A 21,184-nucleotide genomic window follows, 5' to 3' on the forward strand; every position below is an offset into this window, starting at 1 on the left:
ATACCGCGACTAATTCGGTAAATGAGCCGGATAATAATTTGTCGAGCACAAATGAGTGGTATAAACGATTTGAAGGAACTATTGGCAATTTGCAGGTGGTTGTAAATTTATCGTTATTTGATACAAGTTTAGCCGGCAATTATTACTACGTAAAACGCGGCGAGTTTATTGATATTGATGGCGTTAAGGCTAATAACAACGAGTGGCAACTGAAAGAAACGACCATTGAGGGCGAAGAAACTGGCTCATTTTTAGGTAATTATGACGATAAATTGCAAACTTTTTCCGGAACTTGGAAAGATGCTGGAGGCAAAATATCACTGCCCATAAAATTAACTGAAGCATATAATGAGGGGGCTTGGCAATTCAATTTGTTAAACCGAACGCTTCAAAAAGGCAGTTGCCCCAACCCACCTTGCTTAGAGGTGGTTTTATCGTATTTTGAATCCGGAAAAAATATTCATTCGCCGGCAAAAGAAGCCATTAATACAAATGAATTGCAACAAGCCAAAGGTTTTATGTTGGCATTTGGCGAAAACACAAGCGACACAGCCAATGTATCGCTTGATGAGGCCTTTAATATCTTAGATAAAACCTACCAAAATATGGTTGACGAAATGCTGCCCGACACGGCCTCATTTGGCTCGTATGCCCTCTATTGGTCACTTACTCGCCGCAGTAAAATTTTAACCAATACAGCACCAGTAGTTGTAATGTCTGAAGATGCCTACAGTTATACCGGAGGCGCACATGGCATGAACAGCACAATGTATTATAATTATAATATGAAAAATGGCAGTTTCATTACAGCAAAAGAACTTTTTACAGACACCACCCAACTGCGCAAAGTATTGCTGCAAAAATTGCGGAAAAAATATAAATTAAAACCAAGTCAGCCGTTACAGGATGTTTTGCTTGTAACCGACAGCGATTTTTACATAACACCCAATTTCTATTTAGCGCCCGGCGGTATTGGGTTTGTATATAATCCTTACGAAATTGGCCCTTATGCTATGGGCATTATTACAATTTTTATGAGCTACGAAGATGTTAAGACATTATTAAAGCCTAATAATGCCCTCGATAATATGCGCAGCGAATTAAAGATTGCGGCAGGAGGATTGGCAAAATAAGCCAATTAATTATTAGAAAAAGAAAAGAGGGATAACGTTATCCCTCTTTTTTTATTAAAACTAAATATTATCTTTGTGTTTCCGGATTTATTGTTCAGTTTTTTCAATAACCGGCTCTTCCATTCTAAAATAAATTTTATCTTCCATTAACTCTTCTAGTGCCAATAAAGTGGCATGAGGCATTTTTTCGTAAACGCGCGATATTTCAATTTGCTCTTTGTTTTCATGAACCTCTTCTAACGTGTCAGTTGCCGAGACAAAATCTTCAATCTTTTCGTGCAACTCTTCTTTTAAAGTTGCCGCTATTTGATTGGCACGCTTGCCAACAATAGCAATGGTTTGATAGGTGTTTCCGGTAATTTCGTGCAGGCTGTTTAGGTCGCGTGGTTCAATGTTAGGGGCAATAATAAATTTCTTCTTTTTGCCATAATTGCTAATATGCGTAGCATTTTGGTTGTTCTGTTGTTTCTTTTTAGGTAAATTACTCATGGTATTATAAATGTAAATTCGTTGATTGGTTAATTTGTTAATTATATTTTGAATGAATGGTGCAAAAATGAATAAACTAATTGGCAGTAATTTTTTTTAAGGCATTCGTGGCCAACGAAAAAATACGCTCGGCATCTTTAATGTAAGTGCTTTGCGGAAAACGCTCAATAAAATTTGTATAAGTTTTTATTACTTGACTATATCTGTCGGCTTGTTTTGTTTCGACGCTCTTTTTTGCCAAATCATATTCAGATTCTAAAATATTAAAACTAATTTGTTCTTTTCGTTTTGTATCCGGAAAATCGCGCAGTACATTTTTAAACGAAGTAATTGCCGCCTGATAATTGCCAATTTTATGATATAAATTTGCACTCATAAAAGCTTTTTCTTCTAATTTAAGCCTTAGTTCGTCAATTAAAATATTACAGCTGGCTACTTTGTCGCTTTGTGGGTAAGTATTTATAAATGTTTGTAAGGTTTCAATGGCTTTTTCGGTTTCGGTTTGCTCTAAACTTATGTTTGGCGACATTTGATAATGGCTATAACCCACCATATACATTGCATCTTCGGTATAAGCGCTATTAGGGTAAATTTCGGTAAAGTTTTGAAAATAATAGGCCGACATCAGGTAATTTGCATCCGAGTATTGGCAGTAGGCATAAAAATAATACAGTTTTTCGGCCTCTTTACTGCCTCGGTACACCCCCATTAAGTCTTCAAAAAGCGGAATAGCCTTTGTACACTGGCCTGCATTATAATATTCTTTAACCTTTTTGTATTTTAGCTCGTGGTTGGTACTTTTTAATATCTTCTGATAGTTATCGCAACTCGATGTACATAGTAACAGACATCCGGAAATAAATAACGATAAAATATAATATTGCTTCTTCATACTTAATAGAACATGCAAAGTTACGGCTTTTTTCTGGATATTGCTGAATTTTTGTTTAAGCTATATTATTAAAAATTTTGCCCATGATTCACCAAATCTATCCAAGTTTTATCAAGGACATTTTAAACAGCAAATTAGTTGCAAGGACAATTCATTGCCATGCCTACCTAACAGGCTATAAAATAAAATTTTGTTAAATTTTAAACGTTTTTTTGCCCTTTTATTAAAAACACAATACCAATTGCCGTATTTTGCGTTGATACTTTACGCTTAAAACAGATTTGTTAATGAAAAAGTTAAATTTTATGCTTCCTCTACTCAATATTAAATTATTTTTTGTTTCGATATGCTTGTTTGCTTTCTTACTGCTAAGCCAAACAACACAGGCATTTCATATAGTAGGGGGCGAAATTACCTACGAATGTTTAGACGATAACGGCAACTACAAAATAAAAATAACCATTTACCGCGACTGTTATTGTACTAACTGCGCCGAATTAGACAACCCCGCCTACCTGTTTATTTACAAAGACGATGGGCAAGTTTTAAAAAAAGATTCTATCTTAAATCCCGCGATTGATTATGTGCAACCACCTAATAATATTTGTTTGGAAACCTTGCCGCCCGTTTGTGTAGAGCGCGGTATTTATACTAAAAATATTAAATTAAACACAGAAACATCCGGATATTGGTTGGTTTATCAACGCTACAGCCGCAACAGTACCATTATTAATATTGTAACGCCTAACGAAACTGGCTCAACATATAGCACCTATATACCACCGCAAAATATAGCTCTTTGCAATAACTCGCCCAATTTTAACAGTTTTCCGCCTACGGTAATATGTGCCAACCAACCCTTGTGGGTCAATGCCTCGGCTACCGATATTGACGGCGACTCGTTGGTGTACGAACTTTGCGACCCCCTTATTGGAGGCAACGACATATGCCCTCAACCCGGATCTTATACCCCGCTGCAATGCGCCGACCCTCCGCCGCCGCCACCCTACGAAACAGTAACCTGGCAGGCAGGCTATATGGCTACAAACCCATTGGGCGGCACACCAAAAGTTTCAATTGATGCCAAAACAGGTATTTTAACTGGTTTTCCTAATACAATTGGCCAATTTGTGGTGGGTATTTGTGTAACCGAGTTTCGCAATGGGGTGCCTATAAATACCATCCGCCGCGATTTTCAGTTTAATGTTACCGAATGTGTTGTTATTGATGCCTTGGTAAAATCAGACCAAATTACCGCCGAAGGCAACCTTGTTATTACCGACTGCGAAGGCGATTATACCATCCAATTTACCAACCAAAGTTTAGGTGCAAAATATTATAAATGGGAATTTGGCGATCCGGCATCCGGAGTTTTAAATTTTTCGGATCTCGTAAACCCCTCGCACACCTACCCCGATACCGGCACTTACACCATCAAACTTTGGGCCGATGCCGGTATTGAAAACTTAAATTGCGCCGACAGTACCACTATTATTTTAAACCTCTATCCAAAATTAGAAAGCAAGTTTGCCCTAAAAGATACTTGCGCCTATAGTCCGGTATGGCTTCAAGACTTGTCTGTATCTGATTTTGGTGCCATAGACAGTTGGGCGTGGAGTTTTGGCAACGGCGACAGCAGTTTTGTTCAAAATCCTGTTTATACCTACAAAAAACCGGGCAATTATCAAATTAGCCTTACCGTAACAACTGCTTTGGGCTGTAAGGTTACGTCTGTTCAAAATATTACAATTTTTCCTTCTACCTCGCCCGATTTTACTTTTGTTAATCCTTGCGCCACACAAGTTGTTAGCTTTACGCCTGCCGATACAACCGCCAGCGACTATTTTTGGGATTTTGGCGACCCCACCTCGGGTGCCAACAACACCTCAACAAAAAAACTGCCAAAACATACTTACAAAACATCCGGAAAATATACCGTAACCCTAACAGTTAATGCTAATAGCAATTGCCCGGCAACAACTACAAAAACCATAGAAATACATCCAAATTTAATCATAAATGTAGGCCCCGACCAAACAATTTGCGAAGGGCAAACCGTAAGCCTTAAAATGCTTAGCCCTGCACCCAAGCCCGCTTACAAATACCAATGGACACCTGCAAACCAAGTTACAGACAGTAAAGCAGCCAACACCACCGGCAAACCAACCGCCGATACCGTAAAATTTAATTTGAACGTAACAGACGAAAACGGTTGTAAATGGAACGACAATTTATTTGCATTTGTAAATCCACTTCCTACCGTTTTTGCCGGAAACGACACCGCAATTTGTTTAGGACAACAAATTACTTTAACAGGTTTAGTTACGCCACCTCAATACAAAACTATAAAATGGAGCGGCAACGGCCAAACAAATACCACCGATTTAAACTGGGTGGTTCAGCCCGACAGCACAAATATTTATACCCTCGCTGTTACCGACACAAATAAATGCAGCAATTCCGACAAAATAACAATAACCGTAATTCAACCGGTAGAAATATTTGCGCCCGATGCCGTATTATGCCAAAACGACTCGGTTGAAATTGCGGCTACTGCCAATGCCACTTCGTTTTTATGGTCTCCGGATGAATATTTAAGCAACCCAACATCGCCCAGCACTTGGGTTTACCCTCCTTCAAGTACAATTTATACAGTCTCAGCATTTAACGAATGTTTCTCGGCCACCGATTCGGTTAATATTACCGTTTTAGAGAACCCGGTTGTAGATGCTGGATTAGGAGGCATTATTAACGCCGGAGAAAATTTACCCCTTTTAGCCAACGCACCAACTGCCGTTTTATTAAACTGGGAGCCTCCAACCGGGCTTTCAAACCCCTCCATTGCCAACCCCGTAGCCGCCCCACTAACCACTACTATTTACACACTTACCGCTACCGATGCAAATGGCTGTAAATCTACCGATACCTTAACTATTACGGTTACTAATATTATTGATTTGGTTGCACCCAACGCATTCTCGCCCAATAATGACGGTGTAAATGATGTGTTTCAGCTTGTTCATACAAGAGGAATAAAAGAAATAATTAATTTCAGAGTGTATAACCGATGGGGGCAAATGGTGTACCAAGGCAGTGGGCAAACAATTGAAGACATAGGCGGGTGGAATGGCTTGTTTAAACAAAAACCACAAGAAACAGGTGTTTATGCATGGTATGCACTTGTAAAAACCTATTTTGACGAAGAAATGGTGTTTAAAGGCAATTTAACTTTGATAAAATAGAAAGATAAAAACAAGGCCAGCAACCCTTAAATTAATTCTATCCCTATGAACCGGATAAACGCTATGCCCAACAAAAAATTTGCCGTCTTTTTGTTGGGCGGTTTGGCAATTTGGTTGGTTGTTTATCATGTTTACGGCTATTTTGGTCATTACGGTTTTGACGACATGGATTATGCCTACTACGCTGCGCAATGGGCAAACGGAAATGTATTGCTTAACAACGACATGTTTGCCTATAGGTGGGCAATTATAGTACCAACCGCAATAAGTTATGCCCTATTTGGCATTAACGACACGGCCTCGTCTATATACCCTTTGGCCATTACGCTGGCTACGGGTTGTTTATTGCTTTATGTTGCTTCGCAATTTGGCAAATTGGCCATGTTTTTTACAACTATTGTTTGGGCGCTTAACCATTGGACCTTGTTTTATGCCGATAAAATTATGCCCGACATTATTCAAGCGTTTGGCATTTTGGCTGCATTTGTTATTTACTGTCAATACAGGTTTAGCAATTCTCCGGATGCTAAAACGCCCGCTCCGGATAAACCTCAACGCAAACTTAATCTGCTTTGGTATCAGTTAGGTTTTGCGTTTGCGCTGTTTTTTGCCTTTCTGGCCAAAGAAACTGTTTTTGTAATTACACCTTTTTTATTGTATTTACTTGTTGTTGATGGCTTTGCCGGCAATAAACACATGCGGCATTTTTGGCTTGGCAGCATATTAGCTGGCAGCGTTATTTTATTGACCTATTTATTGCTTATTGGCTCATTAACCGGCAACTGGCTGATGCGTTTTGATGCCATAGCACAAAACATGTACTACAACCCAAACTATACCGAAAACTTACAGCCTTTAATGCAGCGCATTACCTACGGCTTAATTTTGCTGTTTATTCAGCAGGGTATGGCTATAAGTATGGGTTTGGCTTTGCCCTTGGTTTGGCCACAGTGCAAGTTATATCTAATGCTTAAAATGCCCACCCAGCAATCTTTTTGGGCAATAGTCTTTGTAGGGCTGTTTATGTCGGCATATTTTACAACCACCTCATTTACTAATTATATGCCTATGCGCACCGACCCCCGCCACTACCTGTTTTTAATTCCCGTAGCGGCCATTTCGGCTGGTCAAGTATTGGCTATTTGGGCTAAGCATAATAAATACACCCTTTACTTAACCCTTTTTGCAGCAGTTTGCTTTGTTAGCAGTCTTTTATCGGCCAATAAATGGGCGAGTTTATATTTGTACTTGCCCTTGTTTTTAATATTTGTTTTTACACTAATCCTTTTTGAAACAAAACGCAAAATTGCGAACCAACAAATTTTATTGTCAATTGCATTTTTTGCTGCTACAATTATTTATCCGGCAAGTTATATGCTGTATGCAAACAACAACGGTTATGCCCATCAAAAACAGTTTATTTGGAATTACTTTAAAAATAAACCGTATAAAATTACAGTTGTTACCAACAAAGTACAGCGCAATTTAGCCAACTATTACTATGGTTTTAATACCCAAGCCTACCAACATCAATACCTAAGTTTTGACGAGGCCACTAAAGCCCAGTTTTCGCCCTCCGACAGTGTTTATGTGATAAACAACTGGCATACCCAAAGTTTATCCGGATTAAATTGGGAACGACTGCCGCAGTATATTAAAAACTCACCTCCAAGTTTAGTGAAATTGTACGAAGACCCTCAAACAATAGTAATTTGGAAAGTTACAGACCCATCCATTTTACAAAACAAAAATTAAGTAAAATTACTACGCATACAAATAACCGAGTATATTTAAAGCCAAAGAAAATACCTATTTTTGTAGCTTGAAACAGTTGTCTAAATTATTTTATTCCGGATTATATTTAGCGTATATAAGACGTACAACAATTTTTCCGGATATAATTTAGCCAAGTTCTCATTTAATCGCCGAAAAAACAAAAAATCAACCCAACTATTCTCCAATTTCAATTTTTATGTACACCATTAAAGACCAGCTACAAACCGAAATTGACCAAATACGCCATTCGGGACTTTACAAAACCGAACGAATAATAACTACACCTCAACAAGCCGAAATTTCTACCGCTCAAACCACAGGAAGTGTTTTAAATTTTTGTGCCAACAATTATTTAGGGCTTTCGGCGCACCCGCAGGTAATTGCCGCTGCCAAACAAGCCATTGATGATTGGGGTTATGGCCTTTCGTCGGTACGGTTTATTTGTGGCACTCAAAGCATCCATAAGATTTTAGAAGCAAAAATTTCGGAATTTTTGGGCACCGAAGATACCATTTTATATGCCGCCGCTTTCGATGCCAATGGGGGGGTATTTGAGCCGCTTTTTGCCGAACAAGATGCCATTATTAGCGACGAGCTTAATCATGCCAGCATAATTGACGGCGTGCGCCTTAGCAAAGCCGAGCGTTACCGTTACGCCCATAATAATATGAATGATTTAGAGGCGCAACTTCAAAAAACAACACATTGCCGCCGCCGGATTATTGTTACAGATGGCGTTTTTTCTATGGATGGCACCATTGCTCAGTTAGACAAAATTTGTGCCTTAGCCGAAAAATACGAGGCAATGGTAATGACTGATGAGTGCCACAGTACCGGATTTATGGGCAAAACAGGGCGTGGTGTTCACGAGCATTGCAACGTTATAAATAAAGTTGATATTATTACCGGCACACTCGGAAAAGCACTCGGCGGGGCATCGGGCGGTTTTACCAGTGGCCGCAAAGAAATAATTGAAATGCTGCGCCAACGCTCGCGGCCTTATTTGTTTTCAAACACGGTTGCCCCTTCAATTGTAGGTGCTTCAATAGCGGTAATTGACCTTTTAAGCAGCACTACCGCCCTGCGCGATAAATTAGAATGGAATACCCAATATTTCAGAAATGGCATGACCAACGCCGGATTTGACATAAAACAAGGCACACACCCCATTGTACCCGTTATGTTGTACGACTCGGTACTGGCACAACAGTTTGCCGAAAAACTGCTTCAATTGGGTATTTATGTGGTAGGTTTTTATTACCCTGTTGTTAAACAAGGGCAGGCACGCATTAGGGTGCAAGTTAGTGCCGTACACGAGCAGGCCCACTTAGACAAAGCTATTGCAGCTTTCACTCAAGCAGGCAAGGAACTCGGTGTTATTTAAGACTTTTTTTATTAGCAGCAATTATTGTTTTCTTCCGGAAAAAACTAAACTAAATTCATCTGGCAATTTCTTCCGGATATTTAATTAGCTAATGATACAAAGCAAGGTTTTTGTTAAGCAAAGTCGGCTATTTACTGTTTAAACGAAATTTCGTCAATTTTACCGTTGGCAAGGACCAAATTAACCCTGTAAACTCCTTTTTTGGTGTTTAATTGCCCAACTACTGCATTACTTCCATTAGGGGCTTTTACCGAATGTTTTACGCTAAATCCGGTTGGTTGCACTTGGTTAAAAAATTGTTGTAAAACTTGGGTTGCTTGTACAGTAGTATAGCTTCCGTCGCTACTGGGCAGGGCAATATCAATCGTTGATGCTAATGCACTTGTCAAGGCAGTTGCATTACCTGTGCGCAGGCCGAGGCATAATCTTGCCCGGTTACTGAAAAAGAGGCCAGCAAGCTAATAAAAACGATTACGAAAATATTAAGTAAGTGTTTCATGAGGGATGGAGGGGGAGAGAACTAAATTAGAAAAGGATTTTTTAAGGTGCGTTTTTATATTTGTTTACAATTTTGACGTTTAACCGGAAAATAGTCATTAAGCTTGCCTATCAATTTACTAAACGGCAAAATAAAATATTTATTTTACTTTTGAGCATTATGCGTTGTAACTTTGATGCTAAATTTACATGAGCGTTTAATTCAATGGAAAAGCAAATCGAAATTCAACCCTGCCTTTTGGTGATACTCGATGGATGGGGGCACGGGCCAAACCCGGCACACAGTGCCATTGCCCAGGCCGATACACAATTTATAGACGAATTATATATACACTACCCGCACGCCGAGCTAACTACGCATGGAGAAGCTGTTGGTTTACCCGATGGACAAATGGGCAACAGCGAAGTAGGACATTTGAATATTGGCGCTGGACGGATTGTTTATCAAGACTTAGTGCGCATTAACAAAGCCATCCAAACAGGCGAATTAGCCACAAATGCCATTATCCGGAAAGCTATTTACAACGCCAAACATCAAAAAAAGCCCATCCATTTGTTAGGATTAGTGAGCGATGGCGGAGTTCATTCGCACATTGAACATTTAAAAGGAATTATCGCCATATTACAACAGGCAGCGGTGCCAAATTTTTATATTCACGTTTTCACCGATGGGCGCGACACCGACCCTAAAAGCGGATTACAGTTTATCGCCGAAATTGAAAAAGCATTATTGCCAACCTCCGGACGTATTGCAACGGTTTGTGGTCGCTATTATGCCATGGACCGCGACAAAAGGTGGGAGCGCACAAAAAAAGCTTACGACTTACTGGTAAATGGGTACGGAAACACATTCACATCGGCAAGCGAAGCCATTGAACACGCCTACCAACAAGGTATTACAGACGAGTTTATACCGCCAAGTATTATAACTAATTCAGATGGCCAGCCTATTGCCCTCATTGAGCCTAACGATATAGTTTTTTGCTTTAATTTCCGAACTGACAGATGCCGGCAAATAACACAAGTGCTTACCCAACAAGCGTTTCCAGAGTTAAATATGCAGCCGCAGCCGCTTCAATACATTACCATAACGCGCTACGACGACAATTTTAAAAATGTTGAAGTTGTTTTTATTAAAGATAATTTAACCGAAACGCTTGGAGAACTAATTTCAAACGCCGGATTAAAGCAAACCCGTATGGCCGAAACCGAAAAATACCCGCATGTAACTTTTTTCTTTTCCGGAGGGCGCGAAGCCGAATTCCCTAACGAAAATCGCCGATTAATACCCTCGCCCAAAGTAGCTACCTACGATTTACAGCCTCAAATGAGTGCCCCACAACTTACCGAAGCGCTTTTAGCACTGTTGCCACAAAAACAATCTGACTTTATTTGTTTAAATTTTGCCAATACCGATATGGTTGGGCATACCGGCGTTTTTAGTGCCGCCGTAATTGCCGCACAAACTGTCAGCGCTTGTATGGCGCAAATTGTACCAGTTGCCTTGGCCAATGGCTACGAATTGATAATAATTGCCGACCACGGCAACGCCGATGTAATGATAAACGAAGACGGTAGCCCCAACACCGCCCATACTACCAACCCCGTTCCTATTTTTTGGGTTAGCAGCAAGCCCAATATTTCCGGATGGCGGTTGCGCAACGGCATTTTGGCCGATGTAGCCCCCACCATATTAGCCATTATGGGTTTAAAGCCATCAAACCAAATGACGGGGCACGATTTGCGCGTTTGGGTTGGCTAATTAGCATTAAACACTATTTACTTCCTTGCTTACCACCCCGATTTGCGCATAGCCCATCTAAGTATAAACAAACTAATTATGGAGGCAACTGTCCAAACAAAACCGCTTGTCCACTGCATAAAAATTAGTTTACCCGTTGCAAACAAAGCACTATATACCATTGCTATACCACTTAGCCAACATAAAAAAAGCCAGGCAATTTGCAAGTTATTATCATTTTTGACGGGCAAATTTAACAAGTCGCGAACTGGCCACCACACCCCTTGGGGCTGCACTTTTTGATAAAAAGAAATAAGGGTATTGGCATCGGTTGGAGGTGTTAAATAGGTGGCAACTATCCAGGCGAATGTAGTAAAACCAACCGTCATAAAAAAACTCGTAGGGTAAGTTATTCCGGATGCTTTGGTTATTGCAAAAATCAAAAAAGGGGTAATTGTAGCTACTATTTCGCTCCATGCGTTGATACGCCAATAATACCATCGCAAAATAAGCACCAAGCCCAAACCCGCGCCGCATTCCATTATAAACTGCCAAACCCCCGATATGCTATTGATAAACGTAGAGGCAATTAAACCAACAAGCATTAGTAATAATGTAACAAATTTAGACACTAATACATAGTGGCGCTCGGCGGTAGCTGTATCCGGATGTTTTGCCGGCGGCGACAAAAATCGCTTGTACAAATCGTTCACCAAATAGCTGGCTCCCCAGTTAAGCTGTGTGGCAATAGTGCTCATATAGGCTGCAATAAAAGCTACTAACATTAGGCCGCGCCACCCCGAAGGCAGGTAGTCGCGCATAGCATAAATATAGCCCATTTTTTTATTGGTCAAATCTGGGTACAGCACAATAGCAGCTAAGCCAACCAAAATCCAAGGCCATGGACGCAGGCAATAATGGGCAAATTGAAAAAACAAGGTGGCAAAAACGGCATTTTTTTCGTCTTTGGTGCTCATAAAACGCTGGGCTACATAACCGCCGCCGCCCGGCTCGGCCCCGGGATACCAGCTTGCCCACCATTGTACACCAACAAAAGCCAAAAACGTACCCATACCTATTGCCAACGATTGGCCTGCCGCGCCAGTATTAGAAAGGCTCGGAAAAAACTGCAACGACCAGTCGGGGAGTTTTTGGGTTAAACCCGTTATGCCGCCAATTTTTTCAGAGCTTACAACAAGAATCGCCAGAACAATGCAGCCCAACATGGCAATTATAAACTGAAAAGCATCGGTAACAGCAACACCCATTAATCCGGATATAGAAGAATAGGCCGCTGTAATCAGCATTAATCCGGCGGTTATAGCTAAAGCCAGTTGGGGGCTAATACCAAAAAAGCCCTCTAAAATCGAAATCATGGCTACATTTACCCAGCCTATTATCATGGCATTTAAAAACAAACCCAAATAAACGGCTTTAAAGCCACGCAAAAATTTAGCTTCGGGGCCGCTGTAGCGCAGTTCTATCAGCTCTACCTCGGTAAGCACGCCCGACCTCCGCCAAAGGTTGGCAAAAAAGAAGGTAGTAAGCATACCGCTGGCCAGCATGTTCCACCAAAGCCAATTGCCCGACACGCCGTTGTTTGCCACTAACTCGGTAACAGCCAAAGGAGTATCGGCGGCAAAAGTGGTGGCCACCATGCTTAATCCGGCAAGATACCAAGGTAAACTTCGGCCTCCTAAAAAGAAGTGAGAAAGATCTTTGCCCGCAAATTTGGCGTAGCGCAGGCCAATAACCAAAGAAATAACAAAGTACAGGGCAATTAACAACCAATCTAATATGGAAAGCATAGGGGCACTAATTGTAAGGATGTTTGAATAGAACTAACTGTTCGGGGATTTATCTTAATTGTAGGTTTAAGCATAAACAGGTCAGGTTAGAAAGCTATGCTATCTCGGCACTTCAGTTTGTTGCATTAATAAATTAATCACCTGCGATGCAGTACCTCCTTCCATTTCTTTTTCGGGACTTAGCAAAATACGATGATTCATTACCGGGGCAGCCAAATATTGAATATCTTCGGGTTTTACAAAATCGCGGTTGCGAAGGGCTGCCAAGGCCTTGCCTGCATTTAACAAAGCCAAAGATGCCCGTGGCGATGCCCCTAAAAATATGTCTTTGTGTTTTCGGGTTTGTTGCACAACGCTGGCTATATAGCGCATCAACAGCGGCTCGACGTGTACTTGTTGGACTAAATTACGGTATTGTAGCAAATTGTCCACAGTCAACACAGGCTGTATCAACGTGTTAAAATGGGTTTGTTTTCCGGCTTGTGCGCCTTGTAATATTTCTATTTCTTGGTCTAAATTAGGGTAATTGACCACAATTTTAAATAAAAACCGGTCTAATTGCGCTTCGGGCAAGCGGTAGGTGCCCTCTTGTTCAATGGGGTTTTGAGTAGCCAATACCATAAACGGCGGAGGAAGTTCATAACGGGTGCCGTCGGCAGTAATTTGCCGCTCTTCCATTACTTCAAACAAAGCCGACTGTGTTTTAGCGGGAGCACGGTTTATTTCGTCAATTAACACTAAATTGGCAAAAATAGGGCCGCGTTTAAATTCAAAATCCGAGGTTTTAAAATTATAAACCGAGGTGCCAATTACATCGGCTGGCATAAGGTCGGGGGTGAACTGAATACGCGAAAATTGCGTGTTTACAGTGCGTGCCAACAGTTTTGCGGTTAGTGTTTTAGCAATACCGGGTACGCCTTCAATTAGTACGTGGCCATTGGCAAACAAGGCAACCAGCAGCAATTCAATAAACTCGTGCTGGCCTACAATGGCTTTGCCAATTTCGGCTTTAATGGCATTAGCAGCTTCGTGAAGCGGGGTTAAGTTAATTCGATTTTCAAAATGAGTAGCACCGTCCATAAAAACAAAGTAAATAAAAAATAGCTAATTAAATAAATGGCCCATTCTTTTAATCCGGACAATTAATTAACTTATCAATAAACCAAACATAATACGTTTTGTAAATAAAATCGGCCTCAAACATAGGGCTTTTTTTGTAATAATTTCATCGAAAATGAATTTAAGTATAAAACAGGTAGCAAGTTAAGCACATTTTTTGCTATCTTTAATAGCTAAAATTGCATACAAGCGTAGTTTACTGTACTTTTGTTGCGTTAAACCAATTTAGCCAACTAATTTTCCTAAAATGTCTAAAAATTTAAGCGAACTATCGGGCAGAAAAGGCCTAACCGATAACCTTTTTGAGAAACTTGGCACCATGGCCAAAGGCAGTGGCTCGCCCGATGTAGCCGAGCTTGAAAAATTAGCCGATAACTTTTTAATTGGCAAAGCCAACGTATATGGCAGCGCCACTTTTTACGATTTTACCCGCCCACAAAATAAAGGCAAAAAAATATATGTATGCAATGGCTCGGCCTGCCTAACTGCCGGCACTCAACCTGCCGTAAAACAAGTACTGCAACAACATTTTACCGATGCCGAAATTGGCGAAATGTGCTGCTTGGGGCGTTGCCATCAAAACCACGCTTTTCACTACAACGGCCACAATTATTCAGGAAATGCCATCAATGAAATTCAGCAAATTAAAAGCCAGTCCTCAGAAAAATTAGATTCCTATCATGTTCAGCATTATGGCACACGTATTTTAACCAAGCCATTTATAGGCATAAACGATTACTACCAAACCCTTAAAAAAGCGCTGCATAAACCCGCCGAACAGTTGCTTAACGAAGTTAAAACTGCCAACGTAAGAGGGCGCGGTGGTGCAGGTTTCCCGATGGGCTTTAAAATGGAAGCCTGTAAAAATGCTCCCGGAGCAACTAAATTTGTAGTATGCAATGCCGATGAAGGCGACCCCGGCGCATACAGCGACCGTTATTTATTAGAACAACAACCTCATAGCGTTTTGCTGGGCATGTTGTTAAGTGGTTACATGATTGGCGCAAACTGGGGCGTAGTATATATCCGAGCCGAATATCCGGAAGCCATTGAAGCCATTGAAAATGCTCTCGTTGAATTATATGAAGTTGGGTTATGCGGAGAAAATATTTTACAATCGGAATTTTCATTCGATTTTAAACTTATAAAAGCCCAAGGCGCTTATATTTGCGGCGAAGAAACCGCACTGCTATCTTCCATTGAAGGGCAACGCCCCGAAGTTAGAGTGCGCCCCCCCTACCCTGCTCAGCAAGGCCTATTTAACAAGCCTACAATAGTAAACAACGTCGAAACGCTGGCTTGTGTGCCCTATATAATTGAACATGGTGGCCAAGCGTTTGCCAAAATTGGCACCGAAAAATCAAAGGGCACCAAATTAGTTTGTTTAGATGGTCATTTTAATCGCCCTGGCCTGTACGAGGTTGATATGGGTACACCTTTAACTACAGTTGTAAACGAATTAGGGGGCGGATTTAAACATGCCATCAAAGCCATGCATATAGGCGGACCTTTGGGAGGTTTGGTACCGGTTCATAAAATTCCGGATTTAAGCATAGACTTTGAAAGTTTTCAACAAGTCGGATTTTTGTTAGGCCACGCTTCAATAGTATGTATTCCTGAAGATTACCCTTTAATTCAATACCTCGAACATTTATTTGAGTTTACCGCCCACGAAAGTTGCGGCAAATGCTTTCCTTGCCGAATAGGCTCGGTTCGCGGTGCCGAACTACTAAACAAAGCACAACATGATGCGAATTACAAAATTGATAAATTGCTGTTTACCGACCTAGTTGACACCATGCAAAATGCCTCGTTATGTGCTTTGGGTGGTGGTTTACCATTGCCTATAAAAAACGCAATGCAATATTTTAAAGACGAATTAGCCGAATTTTTTGAATAATTAAAATTTCAAACTGATACGTATTTTATAAGTGCAAAATATAAAAGTCAAACTCAACTTGGCAAATTTACTCACTACAAATTAATCCCTTGTTTAAAAAAACATGAAACACATTTTACGCGATAAAACCAACGACAACATACAAACCAACACCAAAAGCCAAGAAACAGCCACTAAAAACGCTTATATTGATGGTCGGTTGTTTCCAATCTACGAGGGCGAAACTATTCTATCTTTTGTGCGCCGCAATTTGGGCAACGAATTAGTGCCCACCCTTTGCGATGCACCTAATCTTGAGCCATTTGGTGCTTGCCGGGTGTGTAGTGTTGAAGTGGCACTGACTGCAAATGGCCCCGTTAAAACCCAGGCCTCATGCCATACACCTGTTATACCAGGCTCGTACATATATACATCTAGCGACAGCGTGTTAAAATTGCGCAAAAATATAATTGAATTGGTTTTAACCGACCATCCGCTCGATTGCCTTACCTGCGAAGTAAATAATAATTGCGAATTACAAAGCGTAGCCGCCAAAGTGGGCATCCGCGATGTTAGGTATCCGGAAGGAAAGAATCATTTAGACCGCAAAAAAGACCTCTCGCACCCCTACATGACCTCTGACATGAGCAAATGTATCAGTTGCTATCGATGTGTACGCGCCTGCGACGAAGTGCAAGGGCAATTTGTTTTAAGCATGGCCGGGCGCGGTTTCGATAACCGCATCATCAAAGGCTCGGACGTGTCGTTTTTTGAAAGCGATTGCGTTAGCTGTGGTGCGTGCGCACAAGCTTGCCCAACTTCGGCCATTAGCGATGTTTTTGAAAGCAAATCGGTAGTGGGTGTACAAAAAACCCGCACCGTTTGTACTTATTGCGGAGTAGGCTGCAATTTAGAGGTAGCAACAATAAACAACAAAGTTAAAAGCATACAAGCCCCTTATGATGCACCTGTAAACAGCGGCCACACTTGCTTAAAAGGCCGATTCGCTTTCTCGTTTTACAATCATCCGGAAAGGCTGCGCACGCCTTATATCCGGAAAAATGGTGTTTTAGAACCCGCTTCGTGGGACGAAGCCTTAGATTTTATTGCCTTCAAATTAAAAGAAATTATTGCCAATCATGGTGCTGATGCTATTGGCTTTATCTCATCGGCACGTGGCACTAACGAAGAAAATTACCTCATGCAAAAATTGGCAAGGGCGGTAATTGGCACTAACAATATTGACTGTTGTGCGCGGGTATGCCACTCGCCCACTGCTATGGGTATGCAACGAACTTATGGAACTGGGGCGGCCACAAACTCAATAATTGACCTTCAATACACCAATTGTATTATGGTTGTTGGTGCCAACCCCACCGATGCCCACCCCGTTACCGGTGCCAAAATGAAACAGTTTGCCATGAAAGGTAATACTACCATTGTGATTGACCCACGCCGCACCGAGCTTGCCAAATATGCCACTTACCATTTGCAACTTAAACCCGGCACCAATGTGGCGCTGCTAAATATGTTGCTTTATTATATTGTTGCCGAAGGCTTAGAAGATGAAAACTTTATAAAAAACCGAACCGTTGGCTATGAAGAAATGAAAAATCAAATTTTAACCTTAGATATTAACGAATTAGCCAATATTACTGGAGTTGACAAAGATTTAGTTCGCGAGGCCGCTATTGCCTACGCCACCGCCCCCAATGCAATGAGTTTTCATGGGTTAGGCGTTACCGAGCACTCGCAAGGTACTTTTACTGTAATGCAAATTGCCGACCTTGCCATGATAACTGGCAATATTGGTCGCCGAGGAGTGGGTGTAAACCCCTTGCGAGGACAAAATAACGTACAGGGCGCTGCCGATATGGGCTGCCAACCGCATCAAGGAGCGGGCTATTTAGATGCTTATAATCCGGAAATAAATAAAAAATACGAATTGCATTATGGCACAAAAGTGCCGTTAGGCAAAGGTTTAAAAATTCCGGAAATGTTTATGGCATCTATCATGGGCAAATTAAAAGGCATGTGGTTAATGGGCGAAGATATTGCTCAAACCGACCCCAACACCTGCCACGTAATTAATGCCCTTGAGCAATTAGACTTGTTAGTAATTCAGGAAATTTTTATGACCGAAACCTGTAAATGGGCTACGGTTGTATTGCCAGCAACCTCGTTTCTTGAAAAATCGGGGACGTTTACCAATGGCGAACGCCGAATCCAACGGGTGCAAGCCGTAGTTGACCCATTACCTGGCACAAAACCAGACGGCCAAATAATTGTAGAGGTAATGCGCCGAATGGGATTTGACCAACCCGATTACAACCCCGAAATGGTATTGGAAGAAGTGTCGAGAATAGTGCCATTTTTTGCAGGTGTTACCTGGGAACGTTTGGGTAATGCAGGGCTTCAATGGCCTGTTAAACCCGATGGCACTGAAACCGAAGTGCTCCACACCGAAGAATTTAAATTGGGCAAAGGTGTTTTTCATTACCAGCATTGGCGCGAAAGCGAAGAACTACAACATTTTGCCGACGACTACCCCTTTATTATTACCACTAACCGGGAATTAGAACATTATAACGCCGGAACCATGACACGCCGCACTAAAAACGTAGAAATTTTAGGCCAAGATGTACTAATGATACACCCAATTGATGCGGCAGCTTATAATATTGAGATGGGCGATAAAGTGTACGTAGAAAGTCCGCGCGGACACGTGATTGTAAAGGCCAAAATTACCGATGAAGTATTGCCAGGAATACTTAGCTCTACTTTCCATTTTCCGGAAGTTATGCTTAACCGCATTACCAGCAATATAAGCGACAGCGAAACAATGTGTCCCGAGTTTAAAGTAGTAGCTTGTAAAATCAGCAAATTAACAACATAACAAGTTTTTTTTCAATAGTTAGCGATGGGGCAAAACAATTCAAGGGCGCGAATACAAGAAAACAGTGCCAACAAAGTTTACTTTAAACTGTTAAGTAATAATAAATCAGCACATTGTAACGTTTAACGATTAATAAAATTATAACCAGCAAATAACTCATTTAACACTATGAGAGCCATCATAAAAATTTGTTTTCTTTTACTAATTTTCTGTTTGGTGCTGCCCGCCCAGGCACAAATTGGCGGATTGAAACCGGCCAAAAAGAAAAAAAAATCGAGAAACGACACCGAAGAAACCCCAACGCAAATTATTATTAAACAAACTAACGAAGAAGAAAACAGTGGTGTTTTGCAAAATCCATCCGGATTTGAAATGTTCGAAGAAGAAACCGCACCGGCTACGAACAATTCCGGAAATAATACCAATGCAAACGGCAATCTAAACTCAGCTGAAAACGATAATACTCCAATACTTGAGCCAACCAATTCATCTAACAATATTACGAGCAATACCGATTTAGAGCATCCGCCACTTCCGGAAAACAATACTATTGTGCGCAAAAGTTCGGCCTCAAAAAATGGTGAAACCCTAAAATTAGACCTCAGCAGTTTATACGATACCCAGTCTGGCTCGGCCAAAGCCAATGCCGGTGCTCCGCCAAACGCTAATTTATCTTTTAAAATGAAAGAAGATATTAAGTATTTTTACAATCAGGCTATTTTAAAGGTTGCCGCCAAGGACTATAAAACCGCAATTGATTTGTTAAACAAATGTATAAAAGCCGATAAACACAATAAAGAACTGTTACAACTGCGTGCCAACTGCTACGCAGAGGTAGGCGAAACCAAAAAAGCCATTAAAGATTACAAAGCCATAGTAAAATTTGACCAAAAAGACCCAGTAGTTTACTACAATTTGGGGGTTACCTACTTAAAATTAGCTAAATTTAAAGATGCCATAATGGCCTACTCGCACAGTGTACAACTTAAACCCGACTATATTAATGCTTACCAAGGCCGGGCTACTGCCAAAACTTATATCAACGACTACGAGTCGGCAATTGAGGATTATAACGCCGCCCTTGACCTTAAAAATTATTTTACCCCCGCTATTAAAGGGCGCGGTGTAGCCAAATGTATGCTAAACCGCTACGATGAAGCCGTAAACGATTTTAGTTATATTTTAGAGCTTCAGCCCGATGACGGCCTTGCTTATTATTACCGTGGTTTGGCTTATTACAGCCTGAACCAAACTTATAAAGGCTGCAATGATATTGAAAAAGCTTCGCAATTAAACGTAGCCCGCGCTGCCCAAGATTTAAAAGAACTTTGCCGATAAATAGTTGAACTAAGTTTGATTATTGCAGCGGTTTCTTCATTAATTTGTTTTACCCTTGTTGCCATGCTTCAAAAATGGCAATTGCCTGCATAGCGGGCTTAACATCGTGTACGCGCAAGATGGAAGCCCCCGCTTGCAGAGCTAAAATGTGCAGTGCGGTAGTTCCGTTTAAGGCTTGTTGAGGTGAAATTTTTAGCAAACGTGTTACCATACTTTTACGCGAAACACCAGCCAGCAAGGGTTTTCCTTGTGTTATTTGAATTAAACTGTGTAAATGTTTCAATAAAGTATAATTGTGTTGTAAGGTTTTGCCAAAGCCAAATCCCGGGTCAATAATAATGTCGTAAACGCCTAATTGGTGCAATTCGGTAATTTTTTGACAAAAAAACCTAGCCACCTCAGCTACAACATCATCATAAAAAGGGTTTTGCTGCATATTTTGTGGTGTTCCCTGCATATGCATTAAAATATACGGAACATTTGGCCATTGCGCTATTAGTGGAAGCAGGTCTGGGTCAAGATTTCCGGCTGATATATCGTTTATGATATGTGCCCCTGCTTGCAAAACTGCTTGTGCTATTTTAGCTCGAAAAGTATCAACTGAAATAATAATATCCGGAAAATATTGACGTACCAACACAACAGCAGGTAATACGCGCCGCAATTCTTCCTCCTCCTTAACTATTTTGGCACCAGGTCTTGTAGAAATGCCGCCAATATCTAAAATACGTGCGCCTTGCGATACCATTTTTTGGGCGGCATATAAGATGGCATCTTTTTGTTGTACCCTACTTGCCAGATAAAACGAGTCGGGCGTAGTGTTTAAAATACCCATCACAACCGGATGCTGCAAATCCAAAAATTGACCTCGGCAATTTATACTCGGATTAAAGTTTATTAACGGAATATTAACCATTTTTTGCAACTAAATATTTAGTTTTAACAAGTTTATCATCGTATCTTTGCGGAAAGATACAAATTTTGCCTTC

14 protein-coding genes are annotated in these 21,184 nt (G+C 41.0%); 8 read left to right on the forward strand and 6 right to left on the reverse strand.

The genetic code is table 11. The features are described 5' to 3' along the window. Positions 1–38 precede the first annotated feature (38 nt). Positions 39–1,133, forward strand: a complete 1,095-nt coding sequence (locus IPI59_13400; protein MBK7528512.1) for a DUF3298 domain-containing protein — start codon at positions 39–41, stop codon at positions 1,131–1,133. Between the two features lie 87 nt (positions 1,134–1,220). Here the strand turns inward: IPI59_13400 and IPI59_13405 are convergent, their stop codons facing one another. Together IPI59_13405 and bamD are read right to left on the reverse strand one after the other, a co-directional pair. Then, positions 1,221–1,622 carry a DNA-directed RNA polymerase subunit omega gene (locus tag IPI59_13405; GenBank protein ID MBK7528513.1) on the reverse strand — a complete coding sequence of 134 codons (402 nt, stop codon included), beginning with the start codon at positions 1,620–1,622 and terminating at the stop codon, positions 1,221–1,223. Positions 1,623–1,698: 76 nt separating this feature from the next. Further along, positions 1,699–2,514 carry an outer membrane protein assembly factor BamD gene (bamD, locus tag IPI59_13410; protein MBK7528514.1) on the reverse strand — a complete coding sequence of 272 codons (816 nt, stop codon included), beginning with the start codon at positions 2,512–2,514 and terminating at the stop codon, positions 1,699–1,701. A gap of 287 nt (positions 2,515–2,801) precedes the next feature. Here bamD and IPI59_13415 point away from each other — a divergent pair, with 287 nt between their 5' ends. The 3 genes from IPI59_13415 (at position 2,802) to kbl (ending at position 8,916) form a co-directional block, all read left to right on the forward strand. Beyond that, positions 2,802–5,756 (forward strand): PKD domain-containing protein, encoded by a 2,955-nt coding sequence (locus IPI59_13415; GenBank protein ID MBK7528515.1) that lies wholly within the window; start codon positions 2,802–2,804, stop codon positions 5,754–5,756. Between the two features lie 45 nt (positions 5,757–5,801). Then, complete coding sequence (locus tag IPI59_13420) at positions 5,802–7,511, forward strand: hypothetical protein (protein ID MBK7528516.1); 1,710 nt, start codon at positions 5,802–5,804, stop codon at positions 7,509–7,511. 217 nt (positions 7,512–7,728) lie between these two features. Next, positions 7,729–8,916 (forward strand): glycine C-acetyltransferase, encoded by a 1,188-nt coding sequence (gene kbl, locus IPI59_13425; protein ID MBK7528517.1) that lies wholly within the window; start codon positions 7,729–7,731, stop codon positions 8,914–8,916. A 131-nt stretch (positions 8,917–9,047) separates the two neighbouring features. Here the strand turns inward: kbl and IPI59_13430 are convergent, their stop codons facing one another. After that, on the reverse strand, positions 9,048–9,305 hold the full coding sequence (locus IPI59_13430; protein ID MBK7528518.1) for a DUF4783 domain-containing protein: 258 nt from the start codon (positions 9,303–9,305) through the stop codon (positions 9,048–9,050). Between the two features lie 314 nt (positions 9,306–9,619). Between IPI59_13430 and IPI59_13435 the strand changes: the two genes are divergently transcribed. Then, positions 9,620–11,176, forward strand: coding sequence for a 2,3-bisphosphoglycerate-independent phosphoglycerate mutase (locus IPI59_13435; protein MBK7528519.1), 1,557 nt, complete (start codon positions 9,620–9,622; stop codon positions 11,174–11,176). A 29-nt stretch (positions 11,177–11,205) separates the two neighbouring features. Here IPI59_13435 and IPI59_13440 read toward each other — a convergent pair whose 3' ends face one another. Together IPI59_13440 and IPI59_13445 are read right to left on the reverse strand one after the other, a co-directional pair. Next, a complete protein-coding gene (locus IPI59_13440) occupies positions 11,206–12,963 on the reverse strand; it encodes a Na+:solute symporter (GenBank protein ID MBK7528520.1) in 1,758 nt (585 codons plus the stop codon). Positions 12,964–13,062: 99 nt separating this feature from the next. Beyond that, on the reverse strand, positions 13,063–14,043 hold the full coding sequence (locus IPI59_13445) for a MoxR family ATPase (GenBank protein MBK7528521.1): 981 nt from the start codon (positions 14,041–14,043) through the stop codon (positions 13,063–13,065). A gap of 286 nt (positions 14,044–14,329) precedes the next feature. Here IPI59_13445 and IPI59_13450 point away from each other — a divergent pair, with 286 nt between their 5' ends. The 3 genes from IPI59_13450 to IPI59_13460 all read left to right on the forward strand — a co-directional run bounded on the left by IPI59_13450 (position 14,330) and on the right by IPI59_13460 (position 20,195). After that, entirely contained in the window at positions 14,330–15,982 is a 1,653-nt protein-coding gene (locus tag IPI59_13450; protein MBK7528522.1) for an NAD(P)H-dependent oxidoreductase subunit E, read from the forward strand. 103 nt (positions 15,983–16,085) lie between these two features. Beyond that, a complete protein-coding gene (gene fdhF, locus IPI59_13455) occupies positions 16,086–18,857 on the forward strand; it encodes a formate dehydrogenase subunit alpha (GenBank protein MBK7528523.1) in 2,772 nt (923 codons plus the stop codon). A 168-nt stretch (positions 18,858–19,025) separates the two neighbouring features. Beyond that, positions 19,026–20,195 carry a tetratricopeptide repeat protein gene (locus IPI59_13460; protein MBK7528524.1) on the forward strand — a complete coding sequence of 390 codons (1,170 nt, stop codon included), beginning with the start codon at positions 19,026–19,028 and terminating at the stop codon, positions 20,193–20,195. Between the two features lie 49 nt (positions 20,196–20,244). Here IPI59_13460 and folP read toward each other — a convergent pair whose 3' ends face one another. Continuing rightward, positions 20,245–21,111 carry a dihydropteroate synthase gene (folP, locus tag IPI59_13465; protein MBK7528525.1) on the reverse strand — a complete coding sequence of 289 codons (867 nt, stop codon included), beginning with the start codon at positions 21,109–21,111 and terminating at the stop codon, positions 20,245–20,247. Positions 21,112–21,184: the final 73 nt, after the last annotated feature.

Source organism: Sphingobacteriales bacterium (genome assembly GCA_016706405.1).
Taxonomy (GTDB): Bacteria; Bacteroidota; Bacteroidia; order Chitinophagales; family UBA2359; genus BJ6.

Excerpts from the sequence above, each read along its gene's own strand:
- IPI59_13415 (MBK7528515.1), top strand. The coding sequence starts at position 2,802 with ATGAAAAAGTTAAATTTTATGCTTCCTCTACTCAATATTAAATTATTT.
- IPI59_13440 (MBK7528520.1), bottom strand. The coding sequence starts at position 12,963 with ATGCTTTCCATATTAGATTGGTTGTTAATTGCCCTGTACTTTGTTATT.
- IPI59_13405 (MBK7528513.1), bottom strand. The coding sequence starts at position 1,622 with ATGAGTAATTTACCTAAAAAGAAACAACAGAACAACCAAAATGCTACG.
- IPI59_13445 (MBK7528521.1), bottom strand. The coding sequence starts at position 14,043 with ATGGACGGTGCTACTCATTTTGAAAATCGAATTAACTTAACCCCGCTT.
- folP (MBK7528525.1), bottom strand. The coding sequence starts at position 21,111 with ATGGTTAATATTCCGTTAATAAACTTTAATCCGAGTATAAATTGCCGA.
- IPI59_13420 (MBK7528516.1), top strand. The coding sequence starts at position 5,802 with ATGAACCGGATAAACGCTATGCCCAACAAAAAATTTGCCGTCTTTTTG.
- IPI59_13435 (MBK7528519.1), top strand. The coding sequence starts at position 9,620 with ATGGAAAAGCAAATCGAAATTCAACCCTGCCTTTTGGTGATACTCGAT.
- fdhF (MBK7528523.1), top strand. The coding sequence starts at position 16,086 with ATGAAACACATTTTACGCGATAAAACCAACGACAACATACAAACCAAC.
- IPI59_13460 (MBK7528524.1), top strand. The coding sequence starts at position 19,026 with ATGAGAGCCATCATAAAAATTTGTTTTCTTTTACTAATTTTCTGTTTG.
- bamD (MBK7528514.1), bottom strand. The coding sequence starts at position 2,514 with ATGAAGAAGCAATATTATATTTTATCGTTATTTATTTCCGGATGTCTG.
- kbl (MBK7528517.1), top strand. The coding sequence starts at position 7,729 with ATGTACACCATTAAAGACCAGCTACAAACCGAAATTGACCAAATACGC.
- IPI59_13450 (MBK7528522.1), top strand. The coding sequence starts at position 14,330 with ATGTCTAAAAATTTAAGCGAACTATCGGGCAGAAAAGGCCTAACCGAT.